This is a genomic window from Rhodanobacter sp. FW101-FHT13A11, from assembly GCF_058790335.1.
In genome coordinates, this window is record NZ_JBYTCN010000004.1 from 1 (window position 1) to 17,325 (window position 17,325).

At 69.8% G+C, this 17,325-nt stretch carries 20 protein-coding genes; 12 read left to right on the forward strand and 8 right to left on the reverse strand.

Going from position 1 to position 17,325, the window contains the following annotated elements; translation table 11 throughout:
- Nucleotides 1-97: 97 nt before the first annotated feature.
- From AC3WRN_RS05915 to xth, 3 genes are all read right to left on the reverse strand, one after another.
- Nucleotides 98-931: a pirin family protein gene (locus tag AC3WRN_RS05915; protein WP_492622272.1), complete on the reverse strand. Its 834-nt coding sequence runs from the start codon at nucleotides 929-931 to the stop codon at nucleotides 98-100.
- Nucleotides 932-1,134: 203 nt separating this feature from the next.
- Nucleotides 1,135-1,812, reverse strand: coding sequence for a YecA/YgfB family protein (locus AC3WRN_RS05920; protein ID WP_068093590.1), 678 nt, complete (start codon nucleotides 1,810-1,812; stop codon nucleotides 1,135-1,137).
- Nucleotides 1,813-2,592, reverse strand: a complete 780-nt coding sequence (gene xth / locus AC3WRN_RS05925; RefSeq protein WP_068093593.1) for an exodeoxyribonuclease III — start codon at nucleotides 2,590-2,592, stop codon at nucleotides 1,813-1,815.
- Nucleotides 2,593-2,828: 236 nt separating this feature from the next.
- Here xth and AC3WRN_RS05930 point away from each other — a divergent pair, with 236 nt between their 5' ends.
- Nucleotides 2,829-3,038: a cold-shock protein gene (locus AC3WRN_RS05930; protein ID WP_008438719.1), complete on the forward strand. Its 210-nt coding sequence runs from the start codon at nucleotides 2,829-2,831 to the stop codon at nucleotides 3,036-3,038.
- Between the two features lie 58 nt (nucleotides 3,039-3,096).
- Here AC3WRN_RS05930 and AC3WRN_RS05935 read toward each other — a convergent pair whose 3' ends face one another.
- Nucleotides 3,097-5,169 (reverse strand): M3 family metallopeptidase, encoded by a 2,073-nt coding sequence (locus AC3WRN_RS05935; protein ID WP_492622273.1) that lies wholly within the window; start codon nucleotides 5,167-5,169, stop codon nucleotides 3,097-3,099.
- A gap of 89 nt (nucleotides 5,170-5,258) precedes the next feature.
- Between AC3WRN_RS05935 and AC3WRN_RS05940 the strand changes: the two genes are divergently transcribed.
- Nucleotides 5,259-5,792, forward strand: coding sequence for a gamma carbonic anhydrase family protein (locus tag AC3WRN_RS05940; RefSeq protein ID WP_068093597.1), 534 nt, complete (start codon nucleotides 5,259-5,261; stop codon nucleotides 5,790-5,792).
- A gap of 11 nt (nucleotides 5,793-5,803) precedes the next feature.
- Here the strand turns inward: AC3WRN_RS05940 and AC3WRN_RS05945 are convergent, their stop codons facing one another.
- Both AC3WRN_RS05945 and aroE read right to left on the reverse strand, forming a co-directional pair.
- Complete coding sequence (locus AC3WRN_RS05945) at nucleotides 5,804-6,346, reverse strand: energy transducer TonB (RefSeq protein ID WP_068093600.1); 543 nt, start codon at nucleotides 6,344-6,346, stop codon at nucleotides 5,804-5,806.
- A gap of 138 nt (nucleotides 6,347-6,484) precedes the next feature.
- Entirely contained in the window at nucleotides 6,485-7,315 is an 831-nt protein-coding gene (aroE, locus tag AC3WRN_RS05950; RefSeq protein WP_068093605.1) for a shikimate dehydrogenase, read from the reverse strand.
- Nucleotides 7,316-7,439: 124 nt separating this feature from the next.
- Between aroE and AC3WRN_RS05955 the strand changes: the two genes are divergently transcribed.
- A complete protein-coding gene (locus AC3WRN_RS05955; protein ID WP_492622274.1) occupies nucleotides 7,440-7,697 on the forward strand; it encodes a hypothetical protein in 258 nt (85 codons plus the stop codon).
- Nucleotides 7,698-7,776: 79 nt separating this feature from the next.
- Here the strand turns inward: AC3WRN_RS05955 and AC3WRN_RS05960 are convergent, their stop codons facing one another.
- Nucleotides 7,777-9,264: a RimK family ATP-grasp domain-containing protein gene (locus AC3WRN_RS05960; RefSeq protein ID WP_068093608.1), complete on the reverse strand. Its 1,488-nt coding sequence runs from the start codon at nucleotides 9,262-9,264 to the stop codon at nucleotides 7,777-7,779.
- A gap of 198 nt (nucleotides 9,265-9,462) precedes the next feature.
- Here AC3WRN_RS05960 and AC3WRN_RS05965 point away from each other — a divergent pair, with 198 nt between their 5' ends.
- Nucleotides 9,463-9,996, forward strand: a complete 534-nt coding sequence (locus tag AC3WRN_RS05965) for a GNAT family N-acetyltransferase (RefSeq protein ID WP_068093611.1) — start codon at nucleotides 9,463-9,465, stop codon at nucleotides 9,994-9,996.
- A gap of 9 nt (nucleotides 9,997-10,005) precedes the next feature.
- Here the strand turns inward: AC3WRN_RS05965 and AC3WRN_RS05970 are convergent, their stop codons facing one another.
- Complete coding sequence (locus AC3WRN_RS05970; RefSeq protein WP_492622275.1) at nucleotides 10,006-10,695, reverse strand: hypothetical protein; 690 nt, start codon at nucleotides 10,693-10,695, stop codon at nucleotides 10,006-10,008.
- 111 nt (nucleotides 10,696-10,806) lie between these two features.
- Between AC3WRN_RS05970 and lptM the strand changes: the two genes are divergently transcribed.
- The 8 genes from lptM to rbsK all read left to right on the forward strand — a co-directional run bounded on the left by lptM (nucleotide 10,807) and on the right by rbsK (nucleotide 17,279).
- Nucleotides 10,807-10,971: an LPS translocon maturation chaperone LptM gene (gene lptM / locus AC3WRN_RS05975; protein WP_068093616.1), complete on the forward strand. Its 165-nt coding sequence runs from the start codon at nucleotides 10,807-10,809 to the stop codon at nucleotides 10,969-10,971.
- 10 nt (nucleotides 10,972-10,981) lie between these two features.
- Nucleotides 10,982-11,827 (forward strand): diaminopimelate epimerase, encoded by an 846-nt coding sequence (dapF, locus tag AC3WRN_RS05980; protein ID WP_492622276.1) that lies wholly within the window; start codon nucleotides 10,982-10,984, stop codon nucleotides 11,825-11,827.
- 94 nt (nucleotides 11,828-11,921) lie between these two features.
- On the forward strand, nucleotides 11,922-12,614 hold the full coding sequence (locus tag AC3WRN_RS05985) for a DUF484 family protein (RefSeq protein WP_492622277.1): 693 nt from the start codon (nucleotides 11,922-11,924) through the stop codon (nucleotides 12,612-12,614).
- A 7-nt stretch (nucleotides 12,615-12,621) separates the two neighbouring features.
- The gene (gene xerC / locus AC3WRN_RS05990) at nucleotides 12,622-13,509 is read left to right on the forward strand and encodes a tyrosine recombinase XerC (protein WP_492622278.1); all 888 of its coding nucleotides are present in this window, start codon (nucleotides 12,622-12,624) and stop codon (nucleotides 13,507-13,509) included.
- A gap of 112 nt (nucleotides 13,510-13,621) precedes the next feature.
- Nucleotides 13,622-14,158: an ATP-dependent protease subunit HslV gene (gene hslV / locus AC3WRN_RS05995; RefSeq protein WP_492622279.1), complete on the forward strand. Its 537-nt coding sequence runs from the start codon at nucleotides 13,622-13,624 to the stop codon at nucleotides 14,156-14,158.
- Between the two features lie 100 nt (nucleotides 14,159-14,258).
- Nucleotides 14,259-15,599: an ATP-dependent protease ATPase subunit HslU gene (gene hslU, locus AC3WRN_RS06000; protein WP_068093630.1), complete on the forward strand. Its 1,341-nt coding sequence runs from the start codon at nucleotides 14,259-14,261 to the stop codon at nucleotides 15,597-15,599.
- Between the two features lie 36 nt (nucleotides 15,600-15,635).
- Nucleotides 15,636-16,256 (forward strand): hypothetical protein, encoded by a 621-nt coding sequence (locus AC3WRN_RS06005; protein ID WP_492622280.1) that lies wholly within the window; start codon nucleotides 15,636-15,638, stop codon nucleotides 16,254-16,256.
- A gap of 123 nt (nucleotides 16,257-16,379) precedes the next feature.
- Nucleotides 16,380-17,279, forward strand: a complete 900-nt coding sequence (gene rbsK / locus AC3WRN_RS06010) for a ribokinase (RefSeq protein ID WP_492622281.1) — start codon at nucleotides 16,380-16,382, stop codon at nucleotides 17,277-17,279.
- Nucleotides 17,280-17,325 lie beyond the last annotated feature (46 nt).

A 17,325-nucleotide genomic window follows, 5' to 3' on the forward strand; every position in this document is an offset into this window, starting at 1 on the left:
GGGGGGGGGGGGGGGGGGGGGGGGGGGGGGGGGGGGGGGGGGGGGGGGGGGGGGGGGGGGGGGGGGGGGGGGGGGGGGCTCCTACCGGGCGGCGATCTCAGAACTTGCCCGTGCGGAAATCGGCGATCGCTTCGTGGATCTGCTCGGGCGTGTTCATCACGAACGGTCCGTAGCGCGCCACGCTCTCGTTCAGCGGCTTGCCGGCGACCACCAGCAGGCGCGAGGGCTGGTCGCCGCCGGCCAGCTGCAACTGTTCGCCCTCGGACAGCACGCCCAGTTCGCTGCGACGCAACTGCTCGCCGCCGACCAGGGCCGACTCGCCGTCGAACACGTAGGCGAAACCATGGTGGCCGACGGGAAGGTCCAGCGTGAACTTCGCGCCGGGCTGCAGGCCGATGTCCAGGTAGACCGGCGCGGTGACGATGCCCTCGACCGGGCCGGTGGCGCCGGCCAGCGTGCCGGCGATCACCTTCACCTCGACGCCGGCAGCCGGGTGCACCACCGGGATCCGCTCCGGGCCGATGTCCTGGTAGCGCGGCGCGGTCATCTTGTCCTTCGCCGGCAGGTTCACCCACAGCTGGAAGCCCCACATCAGGCCGTTTTCCTGCTGCGGCATTTCCGAATGCAGGATGCCGCGGCCGGCGGTCATCCACTGCACGCTGCCCGGGGTGAGGTCGCCACGGTTGCCGTGGTTGTCCTGATGCTGCATGTGCCCGGCCAGCATGTAGGTGACCGTCTCGAAGCCGCGATGCGGATGCTCCGGGAAGCCGGCGATGTAGTCGTCGGCGCTGTCGGAGCGGAACTCATCGAGCAGCAGGAACGGATCGAGCATGTCCAGCCCGGGCTGGCCGATGATGCGCTTCAGCTTCACGCCGGCACCGTCGGCGGTGTCGATGCCGTGGATGCGGCGGGCGATGTGGCGGTCGCTCATGGCGTACTCCGGTTCAAGGATGACTGGCCGCCAAGATGGCCCCGTTCGCGCGCCGATCCAAGCACCGGCGCCGGAACGGATCGCTCACGAAGAGCGAGGAGTGAGGGGAGAGGAGTGAGAAGTGAGAAGTGAGAAGTGAGAAGTGAGAGAAAGCACCTGGTGCGCCCGGCTTTTCTCTCACTTCTCACTCCTCACTCCCGCTCTCAATGCACCCAGTGCCCGCTGCGCTGGCGCGGCGGATTGCCATCGTCGTCGTCAGTGGGCTGCTGCTGGCGCACCATCGCCTCGACTTCCGCCTCGGTGGCGGGCTTGGCCTGCCAGTACTGGTTCACCGCGCCGAGCACGGCCGGCACCTGCGCCAGGCATTCGTCGTATTCGTCGTCGCTGAGCTTCTCGAACTCGGTGTCGGCGCTGAGGATGCCTTCGTCCACCGCCAGCGCCATCACCGGGCCGAGCAGTTCCATCAGCTGCGGGTCCTCGGCCAGCCGGCTCTCCCACAACCCGGCACGCAGGTCGATGCCGCGACTGAAGCCTTCGCACCAGCCGGCGGCGGACAGCATCGGACCGCCCTCCATCTCGACCTCGCCGAGGATCGGCTCGTAGGCGTCGACCTCGAGTTCGGCGATGATCGAATCGTTGAGCTTGGCCAGCAGCGCCAGCACCCGGTTGCCTTCGTCCTCGTCGGTGAACGGCTCGTGCAGCACCTCGGGCAGCCATTCGTCCGGCAGCACCAGCAGCGGGCCGACCGCCAGCGCGCTGAGCAGGCCGTGCACGCCGTCCAGCAGCAAGTCGCCTTCGCCGGTATGCGCGCGCAGGTAGCGGTCCAGCTCGTCCAGTTCGTTGTCGTCCAGCGAGCTGGGCCATTCGGTCTTCGAGGTCATTCAGATATCCAGGTCCAGCGTCACCGGCGTGTGGTCGGAGGGGCGCTCCCAGCGGCGCGGTTCGCGGTCGATCGCCGCCGCGGTGGCGGCGGATTTGAGGGCCTCGCCGATCAGGATCAGGTCGATGCGCAGGCCCATGTTGCGGCGGAACGCGGCCTGCCGATAGTCCCACCAGCTGTAGTGCCCAGGCTCCGGCTGGAACAGCCGGAAGCTGTCGTGCAGGCCGAGATCGGTGATCGCCTTCAGCGCGGCGCGCTCCGGCGGCGAGCACAGGATGTCCTCGCCCCAGGCGACCGGGTCGTAGACGTCGCGGTCGTCCGGGCAGATGTTGAAGTCGCCCAGCACGACCAGGTTCGGGTGGCGTTCCAGCTCGCGCGCCAGGAATTCGCGCACCCTGGCCAGCCAGTCCAGCTTGTAGGCATATTTCTCGTCGCCGACCGCCTTGCCGTTGACCACGTACAGGTCGACCACGCGAAGACCGCCAATGGTCGCCGCGAGGATGCGCCGCTGCGGATCGTCCAGGCCGGGGATGTCGGTGACGATGTCGCCGAAACCGTGATGGACTCCGTCGCGGGCCAGGATCGCCACGCCGTTGTAAGTCTTCTGGCCCGAATACGCCACGCGATAGCCGGCCGCCGCGAGCTCGTCGACCGGAAATTTCGCGTCCTCGAGCTTGGTTTCCTGCAGCGCCACGACGTCCGGCTGCGTGTCGGCCAGCCACTGGGTCAGCTGCGGCAGGCGCACCTTCAGCGAATTGACGTTCCACGAGGCGATCTTCATGGCGGCATTGTACGGGATGCACCGGCGGCCACCGCGGCGCGGGCGGGCCCGCGGCGGGATCCGGCCGGGCGGCGGCGCAAGATGAACGGGAAATGCGGAAAATCCACCGGCTGCGCTTATTCCGGTGTATGCTGACGGGGCAAGAGTCTGAGGAAACTCCTATTTTTGCTCCTATTGCGGCCCGTGCCTTCGCGCACCGGACCGCAAACACATCCATGCTTCAAAGGTAAAGTTACATGTCGGATCGTCAGAGCGGTACAGTCAAGTGGTTCAACGACGCCAAGGGTTTTGGCTTCATCACCCCGGAAAGCGGTGATGACCTGTTCGTGCATTTCCGCGCGATCCAGGGCACGGGCTTCAAGTCCCTGCAGGAAGGTCAGCGCGTCACGTTCATTGTCACCAAGGGCCAGAAGGGCCTGCAGGCTGAGGAAGTCCAGGCGGCCTGAAGTCCTCCGGACTTGGAACGCCTCGAAAAAGCCCGCTTCGGCGGGCTTTTTTGTGCCCCTACGCCAGCCCGTGGCTGCGCAGCAGTGCCTCCGGCTCCGGCTTGCGGCCGCGGAACGCGACGAAGCTTTCCAGCGCCGGGCGGCTGGCGCCGACGGCGAGGAACTCGCGGCGGAAGCGCTCGCCGGTGGCGCGGTCGATGACGCTGCCGCTTTCCCCCGCCTGCTCCTCGAACGCGCCGAACGCGTCGGCGCTGAGCAGCTCGGCCCACAGGTAGCTGTAGTAGCCGGCCGCGTAGCCGCCGGCGAAAATGTGGCTGAAGCCGTGCGGGAAACGTTGCCACGCCGGCGGATGCATCACCGCGACCTGCTTGCGCACCTCTTCCAGCACCGCCAGCGCACGCGCACCCTGCGCCGGGTCGTACTCCAGGTGCAGCAGGAAATCGAACAGGGCGAATTCCAGCTGGCGCACCAGGAACAGGCCGGCGTGGAAGTGCCGCGCGGCCAGCATGCGTTCGAACAGCTCGTCCGGCAACCGCGCGCCGGTCTGCCAGTGCCGGGCGAACAGGTCCAGCGCCTCGCGGTTCCAGCCGAAGTTCTCCATGAACTGGCTGGGCAGCTCCACCGCGTCCCATTCCACGCCGTCGATGCCGCCGATCGAGGGCAGCGCGATGCCGGTGAGCAGGTGGTGCAGGCCGTGGCCGAACTCGTGGAACAGGGTCAGCACGTCGTCGTGGGTGAGCAGGGCCGGCTTGCCCTCGGTGGGCGGCGCGAAGTTGCAGGTGAGGAAGGCCACCGGCTGCTGCGGCCCCGCGCCTCCCGGATCGGCGCCGTCGTCGAAGCGGGCGCGGCAGACGTCCATCCACGCGCCGCCGCGCTTGCCGTTGCGCGCGTACAGGTCGACATAGGCGCCGGCGAACACGCGGCCGGCGGCATCGCGCACGTCGTAGTAACGCACCTCGGGATGCCATACGTCGACGCCGTCGCGCGGGGCGAGGGTGATGCCGTAGAGTTTTCCGGCGAGGCCGAACAGGCCGTCGATCACCGACGGCAGCGGGAAGTACGGCTTCAGCTGTTCCTCGTCCAGCGCGTACTCGCGCTGGCGCAGCTTCTCCGCGGCGTAGCCCACGTCCCACGATTCGAGGTTGTCGAGTTTCAGCTCGGCGCTGGCGAACTCGCGCAGCCGGGCCAGCTCGCGCTGCGCCACCGGTTTCGCGCGCGCGGCCAGGTCGTGCAGGAACTCCAGCACCTCGGCCGGCGAGCCGGCCATCTTGGTCGCCAGCGATTCCTCCGCCGCGTTGGCGAAGCCGAGCAACTGCGCGGCCTCATGGCGCAGCGCCATGATCCGCTCGATGCGCGCGCCGTTGTCGAACTTGCCCGCGTTCGGGCCCTGGTCGGAGGCGCGCGTCTGGTAGGCCCAGTACACCCGCTCGCGCAGGCTGCGATTGTCGGCGTAGGTCAGCACGGCCTGCACGCTGGGCTGCTTCAGGGTGACCAGGTAGCCGTCCAGCTGCTGGTCTTCGGCATACTGGCGCAGTACGGCGCGGCCGGATTCGGGGACGCCGGCAAGATCGCGCTCGTCGGTGACGTGCTCGTGCCACGCCTCGCTGGCGTCCAGCACGGCGTTGGAGAATTCGGTGGAAAGCCGGCTCAGCTCCACCCCAATCTCGCGGAAGCGCGAACGCGCCGGCTCCTCCAGCGCCACGCCGGACAACTTGAAATCGCGCAGCGCATGCTCGACCAGCGCGCGCTCGGGGCGCGACAGCGCGGCGAAATCCGGCGCCTCGGCCAGCGCCCGCACCGCGGCGTACAGGTCGCGATTCTGACCCAGTTCGATCGCGTGCTCGGTGAGCTTCTCCTCGGCCGGCCCGTAGACCTTGCGCAAGGCCTCGCCGTCGGCCACCGAATGCAGGTGCGACACCGGCGCCCAGGCCCGCGCCAGGCGCTGCTCCAGCCGTTCCTGGACCAGCATCACGTGGCCGAAGTCGCGCGGCGCGCCGGGCGCGACCAGCGCGTCGATGCCGGCGCGGTAGTCGGCCAGGATGGCTTCGATCGCCGGTTCGACGTGTTCGGGGCGGATCTGCGAGAACGCCGGCAGCGCATCGTCGGCCAGCAGCGGGTTGGGGTGACTCATGGACGCTCCTTTGCAGGCCGCCAGCGTGGCGACCGCGCCGGGCGAAATCAAGCGCGGCGATGGCCCGGGCGCGCGGCTAGAATGCCCGGATGAATCCCCTGCGCAGCTTCAAGGGCATCGCGCCCAGCCTCGGCCAGCGCGTCTACGTCGACCCCGCCGCCAGCGTGATCGGCGACGTGGCGCTGGGCGACGACGTCTCGATCTGGCCGGGCGCAGTGCTGCGCGGCGACGTCAACCACGTCCGCGTCGGCGCGCGGACCAGCATCCAGGACGGCGCCATCGTGCACGTCGCCCATGCCGGCCCGTACGGGCCGGGCTACCCGTGCCTGATCGGCGAGGGCGTCACCATCGGCCACGCCGCGGTGGTGCACGCCTGCAGCATCGGCGACTACTGCCTGATCGGCATGCACGCCAGCGTGCTGGACGGCGCGGTGGTGATGAAACACGGCTTCGTCGGCGCCGGCGCGCTGGTGCCCCCGGGCAAGGTGGTCGGCGAACGCGAGCTGTGGCTGGGCAACCCGGCGAAGTTCGTGCGCCTGCTCAGCGACCGCCAGATCGAGCAATTGCACTACTCGGCCGACCACTACGTGCGGCTGAAGGACGAATACCTGGCGTCCGCCTGATCGCCCGGCGATCACATCCCCCCGCCGTTCGCCCGGCGGATGCGTTCGGCTTCCGCCTCGTGCTGCCGTGCCTCGATTTTGCGCGCGGCGGAAAGCTTGCCGCCGAGCAGGGCCAGCGTGAAATTGTCGCGATCGAACTCGCGCAGCAAGTCGATCTCACGGCGCGCTTCGTCCAGACCCTTCTGGTTGATGGTGCGCTCGATCTCCTCCGAGGCCTGCGGGAACGATTCGCGCAGGGCCTCGTTGGCGGACTTGTTGCTCGGCTCCAGCTGCAGCACGCTGAGGTAGAACTCGAATGCATTGCTGCCGGCCGGCGCGACCAGCCGCCCGTCATGCATCGCGTCGCGGGCCAAGCCGAGCAGGATTGCGGTGCCGCTTTGCGCGTCGTCGCCCGGCGCAGCCGCGGAGCCGGCCGTTGCGGGCCCGGCCACGTTCAATGCGGCATTCGCCGTCGCCCGGGTGTACCAGAAGACCCCACCGGCGGCAGCCAGCAGGAACAGACAGACGAGCGCGATCGCGTATCGGTGCGATACGGCGGAAAGAAAGCGGGGCATGACACCTGCTGCGCAAACCGATGCCGCGCGCTGGAGCTTCCGTCATCGGCGCGCTCCCGGCGGATGGCGGCACCTTAGCGGCGGCACATTGCAGTTATGTGGCGACGCCGCCGCGGCCAACCCCGCGGGCCGGCGCGCTCACGCCGCCCGCTGGCGCAGCGACTGGAACACCGGCTCGGTATCCGGCCGCCGGCCGTGCCACAGTTCGAACGCATCGGCGGCGGTTTCCACCAGCATGCCGAGGCCGTCGACCGCATAGCGGGCGCCGGCCGCCTGGGCCCAGGCCAGGAAGCTGCCGGCCGCCGCGCCGTAGGACAGGTCGTAGCACAGCGCGCGCGCGCCGACCAGCGAGAACGGCAGCTGCAGCGCCATGCCCAGCACGCCGGCCGAGGTGGCGTTGACGATCAGGTCGTAGCTGCCGATATCGGCGAGGTCTTCCCAGTAGCGCGTATGCGCCCGCAGCGGGTCGCCGATCGCGTCGGCCAGCACGTCGGCCGCCACCGGCGAACGGTTGGCGATGGTCAGCGTTTCCACGCCGGCATCCAGCAGGTTCCACGCCACGCCGTGCGCGGCGCCGCCGGCGCCCAGCAGCAACGCGGTATGGCCGCGCAGGTCCAGGTCGTGGCGTTCGGTGATGTCGCGCACCAGGCCGGCGCCATCGGTGTTGTGCGCGGCCAGCCGGCCGGCGGCCAGCGGGGTCAGCACGTTCGCGCTGCCGGCGCGGGTGGCCGCCACGCTGCGCTGGTCGGCCAGCGCGAACGCGGCGGCCTTGTGCGGCAGGGTGACGTTGGCGCCGCGGCCGCCGCCGGCGAAGAAGCGGTGCACCGCCGCGGCGAAATCGGCCGGCGCCGCGTCGATCGCGCGGTACTCCAGATCGATGCCGAACTGCCGCGCGAACGCCTGGTGGATCAGCGGCGACAGCGAGTGGCCGATCGGATGGCCGAACACGGCGAACTGGGCGGCTGGCATGAAGAAAAATTCCCCGGTGGTTGCTGGCGCCCATTCTACGTGGGGGCCTGCCGCAAAGGGGGTCGCAGCCGGTGAGATGGCGGCGCGCCAGCCTGCGCTCACCCATCACGACGAAACCACCGCCATGCGCATTCAAGCCTTGCCTCCCGCCCACCATCAACGCCTGCTCGGCGCCGCCGTGCTGTGGCTGCTGGGCGGCGGCGCCTTGCTGCTGAGCACGCTGGTGCCGGCGCACACCGACCTGCTCGGCTGGACGCCGGCGTTCTGGCTGGTCGGCGCGCCGCTGGTCGTGCTGCTGGCGCTGGAGCCGGCGTTGCCGCGGCAGCTGCTGGCGCTGTGCCGGCCCCGCCGGCGCATGGTCCGCGGCGTGGCCTGGCATTAGAGCAACCCCTCGCCTGAAGGGCTCCCTTCGGTCGCCCAGCCCTCCCGCAGCTCTGCCAGGGAGGGCGCAGGCGCGCCGGTCAGTGGGTGGTGCCGACCTGGCGCTTGCGCTCCATCCGGCGCAGGAACTCCTGCATGATGCGCAGGTACAGCTCGTCGCCCAGATGGGCATCCTCGACGCCGGCGTCGACCGACGGGTTGTCGTTCACCTCGATCACCACCGGCTTGCTGCCGACCTGCTTCAGGTCGACGCCGTAGAGGCCGTCGCCGATCGGCTGGGTCGCCCTCAGCGCCAGCTTCACCACCTCGGCCGGCGCATCCTTCAGCGCGATGGTCTCGAAGCCGCCGGACTTCGCGGTGCCCTTGGCGCCGTGGTTGTAGATCTGCCAGTGGCCACGCGACATATAGTACTTGCAGGCGTACAGCGGCTCGCGGTTGAGCACGCCGACGCGCCAGTCGAACTCGGTGTAGACGTATTCCTGCGCCAGCAGCAGCGCGCTGTGCTGGAACAGGCTGCTGGCCGCCTGCGCCAGCGATTCCTCGTCCTCGACCTTGACCACGCCGCGCGAAAACGAGCCGTCGGGGATCTTCAGCACCAGCGGAAAACCGAGCTTGGCGACGACTTCCTTCATGCCCTTGCTGTCGTCGCGGTAGAGGATCTCGGTGCGCGGCACCGCCAGCTTGCGCGAGACCATCAGGTCGTTGAGGTAGATCTTGTTGGTGCAGCGCAGGATCGAGCTGGGGTCGTCCATCACCACCATGCCTTCCTTCTCCGCGCGGTGGGCGAAGCGGTAGGTGTGGTTGTCGCTGGCGGTGGTCTCGCGGATGAACAGGCCGTCGTACTCGGCCAGGCGCTGGTAGTCGTTCTTGCCGATCGGGTCGACCTCGATGCCGAGCTCCTTGCCCGCGGCGATGAAGGACTTCAGCGCCTTGCGGTTCGACGGCGGCATCTGCTCCTTCGGGTCGACCAGCATCGCCAGGTCGTAGCGGAATTGCCGCCGCGCGCGCGGCTTGCGCCACAGCTTGCGCGAGAAGCGGTCGAGCTCCTCGGCGAAGGCGTCCTCCTGCGCATCGACCAGGGTGTGCAGGCCCACCGGCTTGATCGAGCTGACCTGCCACACGCGGTCACGCTCGAACTCGATGCGCAGCAGCGGGCAGGGGAACATTTCGAACACCTGCCGCGCCAAGTCCTGCAGCGCCGGGTAGGCGGTCTCGCCGAAGTACACCAGGATGCCGAAGTCGGTGGTGTCGCGACCGCCGGCGGGCAGGAAGTGGGTGAGTTTCTGGTTGAGGTCGTCGATGTCCAGGCCGTACAGCGAGCGCCGGCGCAGGTCGTTCACCGTGCGCACCGAGGGCATCACCCGGTGCCCGCGCGCTTCGGCCAGCAGCGACACGTAGTAGCCGGTGCCTAGGTACTTGTAGCTGCGGCACAGGTTGATCACCTGGGTGCGCTCATTGTCGCCGCCGACCGGGGTGCGCAGATAATCCATCGCGCTCATCACGTCGACGGAGGGGTAGTACGAAGCCCAGTCGGAGGCTTTTTCAACAACGATGACCAGACGGGCCATGACACCACCCAGACGATGCGGCACTAGCAGGGGAAATCCCGCGCGAAGCGCGGCGGGACAGGCAGGGGTCGAAGTTTGGCACAGCGTGGGCGTGGCACAAGGGAAAGCGCTGAAGCGTGAATGAATGGACCCCGGCGCGCCCGCCCGCGGGCGCCGGCGGCGCTGCGCGAAGGGCGCGCCGGCTGCTAGAGTCCGCGCGTGCCGACCATTCCCATACCCTCGTCCCCCGAGCACGCGCGCCGCCCCGCACCGGAGCCTGCCCGCTTGCCCGCCACGTCCGCCGGCGTGCGCGTACGCCGCGCCGACACCACCGACCTCGACGCCCTGGTCGCGATGGAGCAGCGCAGCTTCAGCAGCGACCTGCTGAGCCGCACGCAATACCGCCGCCACCTGGACAGCGATTCCGCGCTGGTGCTGGTGGCCAGCGACGGCCACCAGCACGTGCTCGGCGCAGCCGTGCTGTTCTTCCGCAAGGGCAGCGGCGTGGCGCGGCTGTACTCGCTGGCCACCCTGCCCGAGGCGCGCGGCCGCGGCATCGCCGCCGCGTTGCTGGAGGCCGCCGTGGCGGCCGCCCGCCGCCGCGGCTGCCGTGCGCTGCGGCTGGAAGTGCGCACCGGCAACGCCGCCGCGATCGGCCTGTACGAGCGGCGGGGGTTTCGCCGCACCGGCCACCAACCGGGCTACTACGAGGACGGCGAAGACGCCTGGCGCTACGAGAAGCCGCTGGACTGAGCGCCCGGCTCAGCCGCCCAGCGGCTGTCCGATGCGCCGCTCGGTGGCCTCGTCCGGCCGCGCCACCAGCGCGCCGGTGCGCATCAGGCTGACGCTGTAATGGCCCTGGTCGACCAGCGGCAGGAAGGCGCCGCTGCCGTAGACGGTGTCGACCTCGGGCAGCCAGCGCGGATACTGCTTTTTCAGGTCGAGCAGGTCGAACGCGCCGGCTTGGCCGAAGCCGACCACCGTGCGCGGCGCCGTGGCCTCCTGCGCGGGATCGTCGTAACGGCCGGACAGCCGGTCGAGCCGGTACAGCGCCGGCACGCCGGCCAGCAGGGCGGGCAGTTTCCACTTCAGCACCACCGCCTCGAGGCGCCAGTCGTCGCCGGCCAGCTGCACCTGGCGGGTGCTGCCGTCGGGCCAGTTGAGGGTGAGCACCCAGCGCTGCGGCGACAGGATGCGTGCGTCGATCTCCACCACCGGCGCCTCCTCGCCGAGCAGCCGGTAGCCGCGCAGCGCATAGCCGGCACCGGCCAGCAGCAGGGTCAGCGCGAAACAGGCCAGGCACAGCAGCGCGCGCCAGCCGGCGGCGAGCGGGCGGCCGCCGTGCAGGCGCTGGCGCAAGGCCACCAGCTGCGCCAGGGTGAGCAGCGCGAAGGCCGCCGCCAGTATCAGCAGCACGGTCATCGGCATGCGCAGCAGCCCGCTCCAGTCCATCGCGGTTACCTCATCGCCTCGTCGGGCAATTCATCCGCGCATCATAACGGGCGCTGCCGCAGCCGCGCCGGCGCGGCTCGCTATACTGCGGGCGTCCACAGGAAACCCGCCATGCGCCGATCCCTCTTGCTGCTGCCGTTCTGCCTCGCCATCGCCACGCTCGCCGGTTGCGGCAACAAGGGCCCGCTGGTGCTGCCGACCCAACCCGCCGCAGCCTCGACCACGGCGAAACCCGCCGCGCCAGCGCCGCCGGCCAGCGCCGGCAACCCGCGCTGATCGCCCGGCCATGCCACTGCGATTCTCCAAGATGCACGGCATCGGCAACGACTTCGTCGTGCTGGATTGCCGCCATCGCCCGTTCGCGCTGGACGCCGCGCAGATCCGCGCGCTGGCCGACCGCCACACCGGCGTGGGCTTCGACCAGCTGCTCAGCGTCGAGCCGGCGCGCGACCCGGCCTGCGCGTTCTACTACGGCATCTGGAACGCCGACGGCTCGCCGTCCGGCCAGTGCGGCAACGGCGTGCGCTGCGTGGCGGCGTGGCTGCATCGTGCCGGTGCGCTGGCGATCGGCGACGACGTGCGGATCGAGAGCCCGTCCGGCCCGGTGACGGTGCGCCTGCTCGGCGCCGACGAGGTCACCGTGGACATGGGCGAGCCGGTGTTCGAGCCGGCGCGGATTCCGTTCGCGGCCGACGCGGCGGCGACGCATTACCCGGTCGCCGTGGGCGGCGACACGCTGCAGATCGGCGCAGTGTCGATGGGCAACCCGCACGCCGTGGTGGCGGTGCACGACCTGGCCGACCCCGCGCTGCAGCGGCTCGGCCCGCTGCTGTCCGGCCACGAGCGTTTCGCACAGGGCGCGAATGCCGGCTTCGTGCAGCGGCTCGACCGCGGCCACCTGCGCCTGCGCGTGCACGAGCGCGGCGCCGGCTGGACGCTGGCCTGCGGCACCGGCGCCTGCGCCGCGATGGCGGTGCTGCACCGGCGCGGCGACGTCGGCGACACGGTGGCGGTCGAGCTGCCCGGCGGCAGCCTGCGCATCGATTGGGCCGGCCCCGGCCATACGTTGTGGATGACCGGTCCGGCCGCGTTCGCGTTCGAGGGCGAGTGGCCGGTTCCGGCCGCCGCCTGACGGAGCGGTTGAAGCGCGCCCGCGTCCATCGCACACTCCAGCCGGACGGCGCGCCTCCTTCGTGCGCCGCGCAACGGTTCGAGGACATTCGCGCATGACCGCCACCCTGCTCGACGACGCCACCCAGGCCCGCGTGGTTGCCGCCTACCTGAAGCGCCATCCGGAATTCCTCAGCGAATACCCGGAGCTGGCCGCCAAGCTGACCATGCCGCCGCGCGAGCAGGGCGGCGCGGTGTCCTCGCTGGCGGTGTACCAGCTGCAGAGCCTGCGCGACAAGAACGCGGAACTCGAACGCCAGCTGGCCGAGCTGATCGGGATCGCCGCCGAGAACGAGAAACTGATGGAACGCGTGCACGCGCTCACCGTGGCGCTGTTGCGCGCGAGCACGACGGAGGTCACCGCGCGCACCGTGGTCGCCAGGCTCAGTGCGGATTTCCATACCGAACAGGTGCGCCTGCTGCTGTTCGGCGACCAGCCGCCGCTGCCGCGCGCCGACTGGCTGCAGCAGATCGCCGGCGGCATGGCTGCACTGCCGGAGTTCGCCGAGTTCCTGCACAAGAACGAGCCGGTCTCCGGTCGACTCTCCGCCGAGAAGCTCGCCCGCCTGTTCGGCGCCGATGCCGGGCAGATCCGCTCGGCCGCGCTGATGTGCCTCGGCGACTGCGGCATGCTGGCGATCGGCAGCACCGACCCGGACCGCTTCCAGCCCGGCATGGGCACGCTGTTCCTGAAGATGATCGCGGCCACCATCACCGCCGCGCTGGCCCGCTCGCGGGATATCGCCTGAGCCGGCCATGACGCCGGCACAACAGGTCGAGCGCTGGCTCGCCCGCCTCGCCGACGAGCGGCACGCCTCGCCGCACACGGTGGCCAGCTACCGCCGCGACCTGGCCAAGCTGCTGCGCTTCATGCAGGAGCAGCGGCTGGCGGCGTTCGACGCGCTGGACGCGAACCGGATGCGCACGTTCGTCGCCGGCGAGCACCGCGCCGGCCTGGCGCCGAAGAGCCTGCAGCGCCTGCTGTCCTCCTGCCGCAGCCTGTTCCGCCAGCTCGGCCGCGAAGGCGCGCTGGCGAGCGACCCGTTGCTCGGCGTGCGCGGCCCGAAGGTGCGCCGCAAGCTGCCGCAGGTGCTCGACGTGGACGAGGCCACCGCGCTGGTCGAGACCGGCGGCGACGGCGCGCTGGCCACGCGCGACCGCGCGATGCTGGAGCTGTTCTATTCCAGCGGCCTGCGCCTGTCCGAGCTGTGCGGCCTGCGCTGGCTCGCCCTCGACCTCGACGAGGGCGAGGTGCGCGTGCTCGGCAAGGGCGGCAAGACCCGCATCGTGCCGGTCGGCCGCCACGCCGTCGCCGCGCTGCGCGCACTCGGCGCGAAACACGGCATGCCGGCGGACGGCCCGGTGTTCCCCGGCCGCGGCGGCGCGCCGATCAACCCGCGCACGGTGCAGCTGCGCATGAACAAGCTGGCGCTGCAGCAGGGCATCCCCAAGCACATCCACCCGCACCTGCTGCGGCATACCTTCGCCAGCCACATGCTGGAATCCTCCGGCGACCTGCGCGCGGTGCAGGAGCTGCTCGGCCACGCCGACATCGCCACCACCCAGATCTACACCCACCTGGACTTCCAGCACCTGGCCAGGGTGTATGACGCCGCGCATCCGCGGGCGAAACGCAAGCCGTGACCGCCGTGCCCCCTCCCCTGTCATGCAGGGGGAGGAGCCAAAGCCCGCGACATTGAAGCCCCACCTCCGCGGCCCCATCTCCTGCGTTCAGACATCTTCCCGCGGAGCTCCCATGGAATCGTTCCACGCCACCACCATCGTCTGCGTGCGTCGTGAAGGCCGCGTCGTGATCGGCAGCGACGGCCAGGTCACGCTCGGCAACACGGTGATGAAAGGCAATGCGCGCAAGGTGCGCCGGCTGGGCAAGGCGGGCGAGGTGGTGGCCGGGTTCGCCGGCGCCACCGCCGATGCGTTCACCCTGTTCGAGCTGTTCGAGCAGAAGCTCGAGAAGCACAACAACAACCTCACCCGCGCCGCGGTGGAAATGGCCAAGGAATGGCGTACCGACCGCCGCTTCGGCCGGCTCGAGGCGATGCTGGCGGTGGCCGACCGCGAGGCGTCGCTGCTGATCTCCGGCAACGGCGACGTGGTGGAGCCCGAGCACGGCCTGATCGCGATCGGCTCCGGCGGCCCGTTCGCCCAGTCCGCGGCGATGGCCCTGCTCGAGAACACCGAACTGGACGCGCGCACGATCGTCGAGAAGGCGCTGAAGATCGCCGGCGACATCTGCATCTACACCAACCACAACGTGTCGATCGAAGAGCTGTGATTCGGGATAACGGGATTGGGGCTTCGCAAGAGCCCGCACCCCCGGCCCCACCGTAACCCGCAGCTTTTCCGAATCCCCCATCCCGAATCCTGGCGCAGCCATGTCCGAACTCACCCCCCGCGAAATCGTCAACGAACTCGACCACTACATCATCGGCCAGCACGACGCCAAGCGTGCGGTGGCGGTGGCGCTGCGCAGCCGCTGGCGGCGCATGCAGCTGGCGCCGCAGATGCGCAACGAGATCACGCCGAAGAACATCCTGATGATCGGCCCCACCGGCGTGGGCAAGACCGAGATCGCGCGGCGCCTGGCGACGCTGGCCAACGCGCCGTTCGTGAAGGTGGAGGCGACTAAGTTCACCGAGGTGGGCTACGTGGGCAAGGACGTGGAGTCGATCATCCGCGACCTCGCCGACGTAGCCTACAAGCTCACCCGCGAGCAGGCGGCCAAGCGCGTGCGCTCGCAGGCCGAGGACCGCGCCGAGGACCGCATCCTCGACGCGCTGCTACCGCGCCGGCAGACGCCGGGCGACTGGAGCCACGACCATGCCGCCGCGCCGGCGATCGACAGCGACACCCGCCAGAAGCTGCGCAAGCAGCTGCGCGAGGGCGCGCTGGACGAGCGCGAGATCGAGCTGGATTTCGCCATGAACGTGGGCGTGGAGATCATGTCGCCGCCGGGCATGGAGGAGATGGGCGCGCAGCTGCGCCAGATGTTCCAGAACCTGGGCGGGGCCAAGACGCAGAGCCGCAAGCTGGCGATCAAGCTGGCGCGGCCGCTGCTGATCGACGAGGAGGCCGGCAAGCTGCTCAACGACGAGGAGGTCCGTGCGCAGGCGGTGGAAGCCGCCGAGCAGAACGGCATCGTCTTCATCGACGAGATCGACAAGGTGGCGCAGCGCTCCGACTACGGCCACTCCGGGGTCAGCCGCGAGGGCGTGCAACGCGACCTGCTGCCGCTGGTGGAAGGCTCCACCGTGTCGACCAAGTACGGCCCGATCAAGACCGACCACATGCTGTTCATCGCCTCCGGCGCGTTCTCGCTGGCCAAGCCGTCCGACCTGATCCCCGAGCTGCAGGGCCGCCTGCCGATCCGGGTGGAACTCTCCGCGCTCAGCGTGGACGACTTCAAGCGGATCCTGCGCGAGCCGCACAACGCGCTGACCAAGCAGTACGTGGCCCTGCTCGGCACCGAGGGCGTCACCATCGAATTCACCGACTCGGGCATCGACCGGCTGGCCGAGGTGGCGTTCCAGGTCAACGAGCGCACCGAGAACATCGGCGCCCGCCGGCTGCACACGGTGATGGAGCGGCTGCTGGAGAAGATTTCCTTCGAGGCGGCGGACAAATCCGGCGAAAAGTACCTGATCGACGCCGAACAGGTAGACATAAACCTAAGAAAACTGGCCCAGGACGAAGACCTCAGCCGCTACATTCTGTAAACAAGCCGGCGACCCCCGTCTGCTAAAATAGACACCGTGAACAACGTTATTGAACTGAAAAACACCGGCCAGCGCGCCCAGTTGCGCGAGGCGCAGCAGAAGCAGACGCTGGTGCGGTTGTGGCGCGAGGAGCTTGAGCACGGCAGCTTCTGCGGCTACGTGGGCGGCGTGGGACGCGAGTTCTTCCTGCTCTGGGTGGTAGGCGACGGCGTCACCTACGACGGCATGTACGTGATGCGCCATCGCGACGTCACCGAGCTGGAGGCGCCGGACAAGCACCATGTGTTCTTCGAGAAGGCACTGGCGCTGAAGCACATCCTGCCGCGCATGCCGCGCGGCTTCCCGCTGGACAGCATCCGCGAGGTCATCCAGGCCGCCGGCGCGCAGGCGCCGGTGATCGGCGTGCACGTGGATAGCGAGGACGAGTCCGAGGTCTGCTACATCGGTCGCCTGATCGACGTCGAGGAAGACGGCTTCAACATGCAGGAGCTGAGCCCCGACGCGGAGTGGATGCGCGAGCCCTCGTTCTTCGCCTGGGACGAAGTCTCCACCGTCAGCCTCGAGGACAGCTACGCACAGTCCCTGCTCGCTGTGGCCGGCCCCGCGCCGTCCCTGCTGCCCGGCGACACCGGCTTCGGCCGCGCCCCGTCTCCCTGATCCCTTTTCCCTGACTCGCACCGCGGGATAGGATCGGGGAAGGGGCGTTTTGAAGCCGCCCGTGCGGCGCTGCAACCGTTAAGCTCTCGCCTCCACCGTGAAACCGGTGCAGGGGAGCAACAGATGACACGCATCGTCGTGGTCGGCAGCATCAACATGGACCTGGTCACCCAGGCGCCGCGTTTCGTCGGTCCCGGTGAGACCATCCTCGGCGAACGCTTTCTCACCGTGCCCGGCGGCAAGGGCGCCAACCAGGCCGTGGCGGCGTCCCGGCTCGGCGCCGAAGTGGTCTTGGTCGGCGCCACCGGTGATGACGCGTTCGGCCGGCAGCTGCGCGACGGCCTGGCCGCCGAAAAGGTCGACCTCAGTCACGTCGCACGGCTCGACGACAGCGCCAGCGGCACCGCCTCGATCACCGTCGCCGGCGGCGAGAACCAGATCATCGTGGTGCCCGCCGCCAACGCCCGGGTCACCCCGGCGCAGGTCGAACACGCCCAGTCGCTGATCGCCCGTGCCGACGCCGTGCTGGTGCAGATGGAGATCCCGTTGGAAACCGTCGAGGCCACGCTGCGCCTGGGCCACCGCCTCGGCGTGCCGGTGATCCTCAACCCCGCCCCCGCGCAGAAGCTGCCGACCGAGTGGCTGAAACTCGCCCGCTACGTCACCCCGAACCAGCACGAACTCGCCATCCTGCTCGGCGCGGATCCGGCTGAGGATTTCCGCAGCCTGATGCAGCGCGCACCCTGTCCCGTCGTACTCACCCGTGGCGGCGAAGGCGCCTGGTACCGCGAACAGGGCGAACCGATCCACCAACCCGGCTACAAGGTCGACGTCGTCGACAGCACCGGCGCCGGCGACACCTTCAACGCGGCGCTGGCGGTGTTCCTGCACGAGGGCTTAGAACAAGCCGTGCGCAAGGCCTGCGCCGCCGCTGCGCTGTCAGTGACCAAGCTCGGTGCGCAGGGCGGTATGCCGCAACAGTCCGAACTGGACGCCTTCCTCGCGGATCGATCCCGCGCATAAGCCCGTTGGAAATCGCAGCCAACCTGCTGGCCGACGCGTCGATCAC

Excerpts from the sequence above, each read along its gene's own strand:
- xerC (WP_492622278.1), top strand. The coding sequence starts at position 12,622 with ATGACGCCGGCACAACAGGTCGAGCGCTGGCTCGCCCGCCTCGCCGAC.
- AC3WRN_RS05945 (WP_068093600.1), bottom strand. The coding sequence starts at position 6,346 with ATGCCCCGCTTTCTTTCCGCCGTATCGCACCGATACGCGATCGCGCTC.
- hslV (WP_492622279.1), top strand. The coding sequence starts at position 13,622 with ATGGAATCGTTCCACGCCACCACCATCGTCTGCGTGCGTCGTGAAGGC.
- AC3WRN_RS05915 (WP_492622272.1), bottom strand. The coding sequence starts at position 931 with ATGAGCGACCGCCACATCGCCCGCCGCATCCACGGCATCGACACCGCC.
- AC3WRN_RS05935 (WP_492622273.1), bottom strand. The coding sequence starts at position 5,169 with ATGAGTCACCCCAACCCGCTGCTGGCCGACGATGCGCTGCCGGCGTTC.
- aroE (WP_068093605.1), bottom strand. The coding sequence starts at position 7,315 with ATGCCAGCCGCCCAGTTCGCCGTGTTCGGCCATCCGATCGGCCACTCG.
- AC3WRN_RS05970 (WP_492622275.1), bottom strand. The coding sequence starts at position 10,695 with ATGGACTGGAGCGGGCTGCTGCGCATGCCGATGACCGTGCTGCTGATA.
- hslU (WP_068093630.1), top strand. The coding sequence starts at position 14,259 with ATGTCCGAACTCACCCCCCGCGAAATCGTCAACGAACTCGACCACTAC.
- AC3WRN_RS05955 (WP_492622274.1), top strand. The coding sequence starts at position 7,440 with ATGCGCATTCAAGCCTTGCCTCCCGCCCACCATCAACGCCTGCTCGGC.
- AC3WRN_RS05985 (WP_492622277.1), top strand. The coding sequence starts at position 11,922 with ATGACCGCCACCCTGCTCGACGACGCCACCCAGGCCCGCGTGGTTGCC.
- dapF (WP_492622276.1), top strand. The coding sequence starts at position 10,982 with ATGCCACTGCGATTCTCCAAGATGCACGGCATCGGCAACGACTTCGTC.
- xth (WP_068093593.1), bottom strand. The coding sequence starts at position 2,592 with ATGAAGATCGCCTCGTGGAACGTCAATTCGCTGAAGGTGCGCCTGCCG.
- AC3WRN_RS05960 (WP_068093608.1), bottom strand. The coding sequence starts at position 9,264 with ATGGCCCGTCTGGTCATCGTTGTTGAAAAAGCCTCCGACTGGGCTTCG.
- lptM (WP_068093616.1), top strand. The coding sequence starts at position 10,807 with ATGCGCCGATCCCTCTTGCTGCTGCCGTTCTGCCTCGCCATCGCCACG.
- rbsK (WP_492622281.1), top strand. The coding sequence starts at position 16,380 with ATGACACGCATCGTCGTGGTCGGCAGCATCAACATGGACCTGGTCACC.
- AC3WRN_RS05940 (WP_068093597.1), top strand. The coding sequence starts at position 5,259 with ATGAATCCCCTGCGCAGCTTCAAGGGCATCGCGCCCAGCCTCGGCCAG.
- AC3WRN_RS05930 (WP_008438719.1), top strand. The coding sequence starts at position 2,829 with ATGTCGGATCGTCAGAGCGGTACAGTCAAGTGGTTCAACGACGCCAAG.
- AC3WRN_RS05920 (WP_068093590.1), bottom strand. The coding sequence starts at position 1,812 with ATGACCTCGAAGACCGAATGGCCCAGCTCGCTGGACGACAACGAACTG.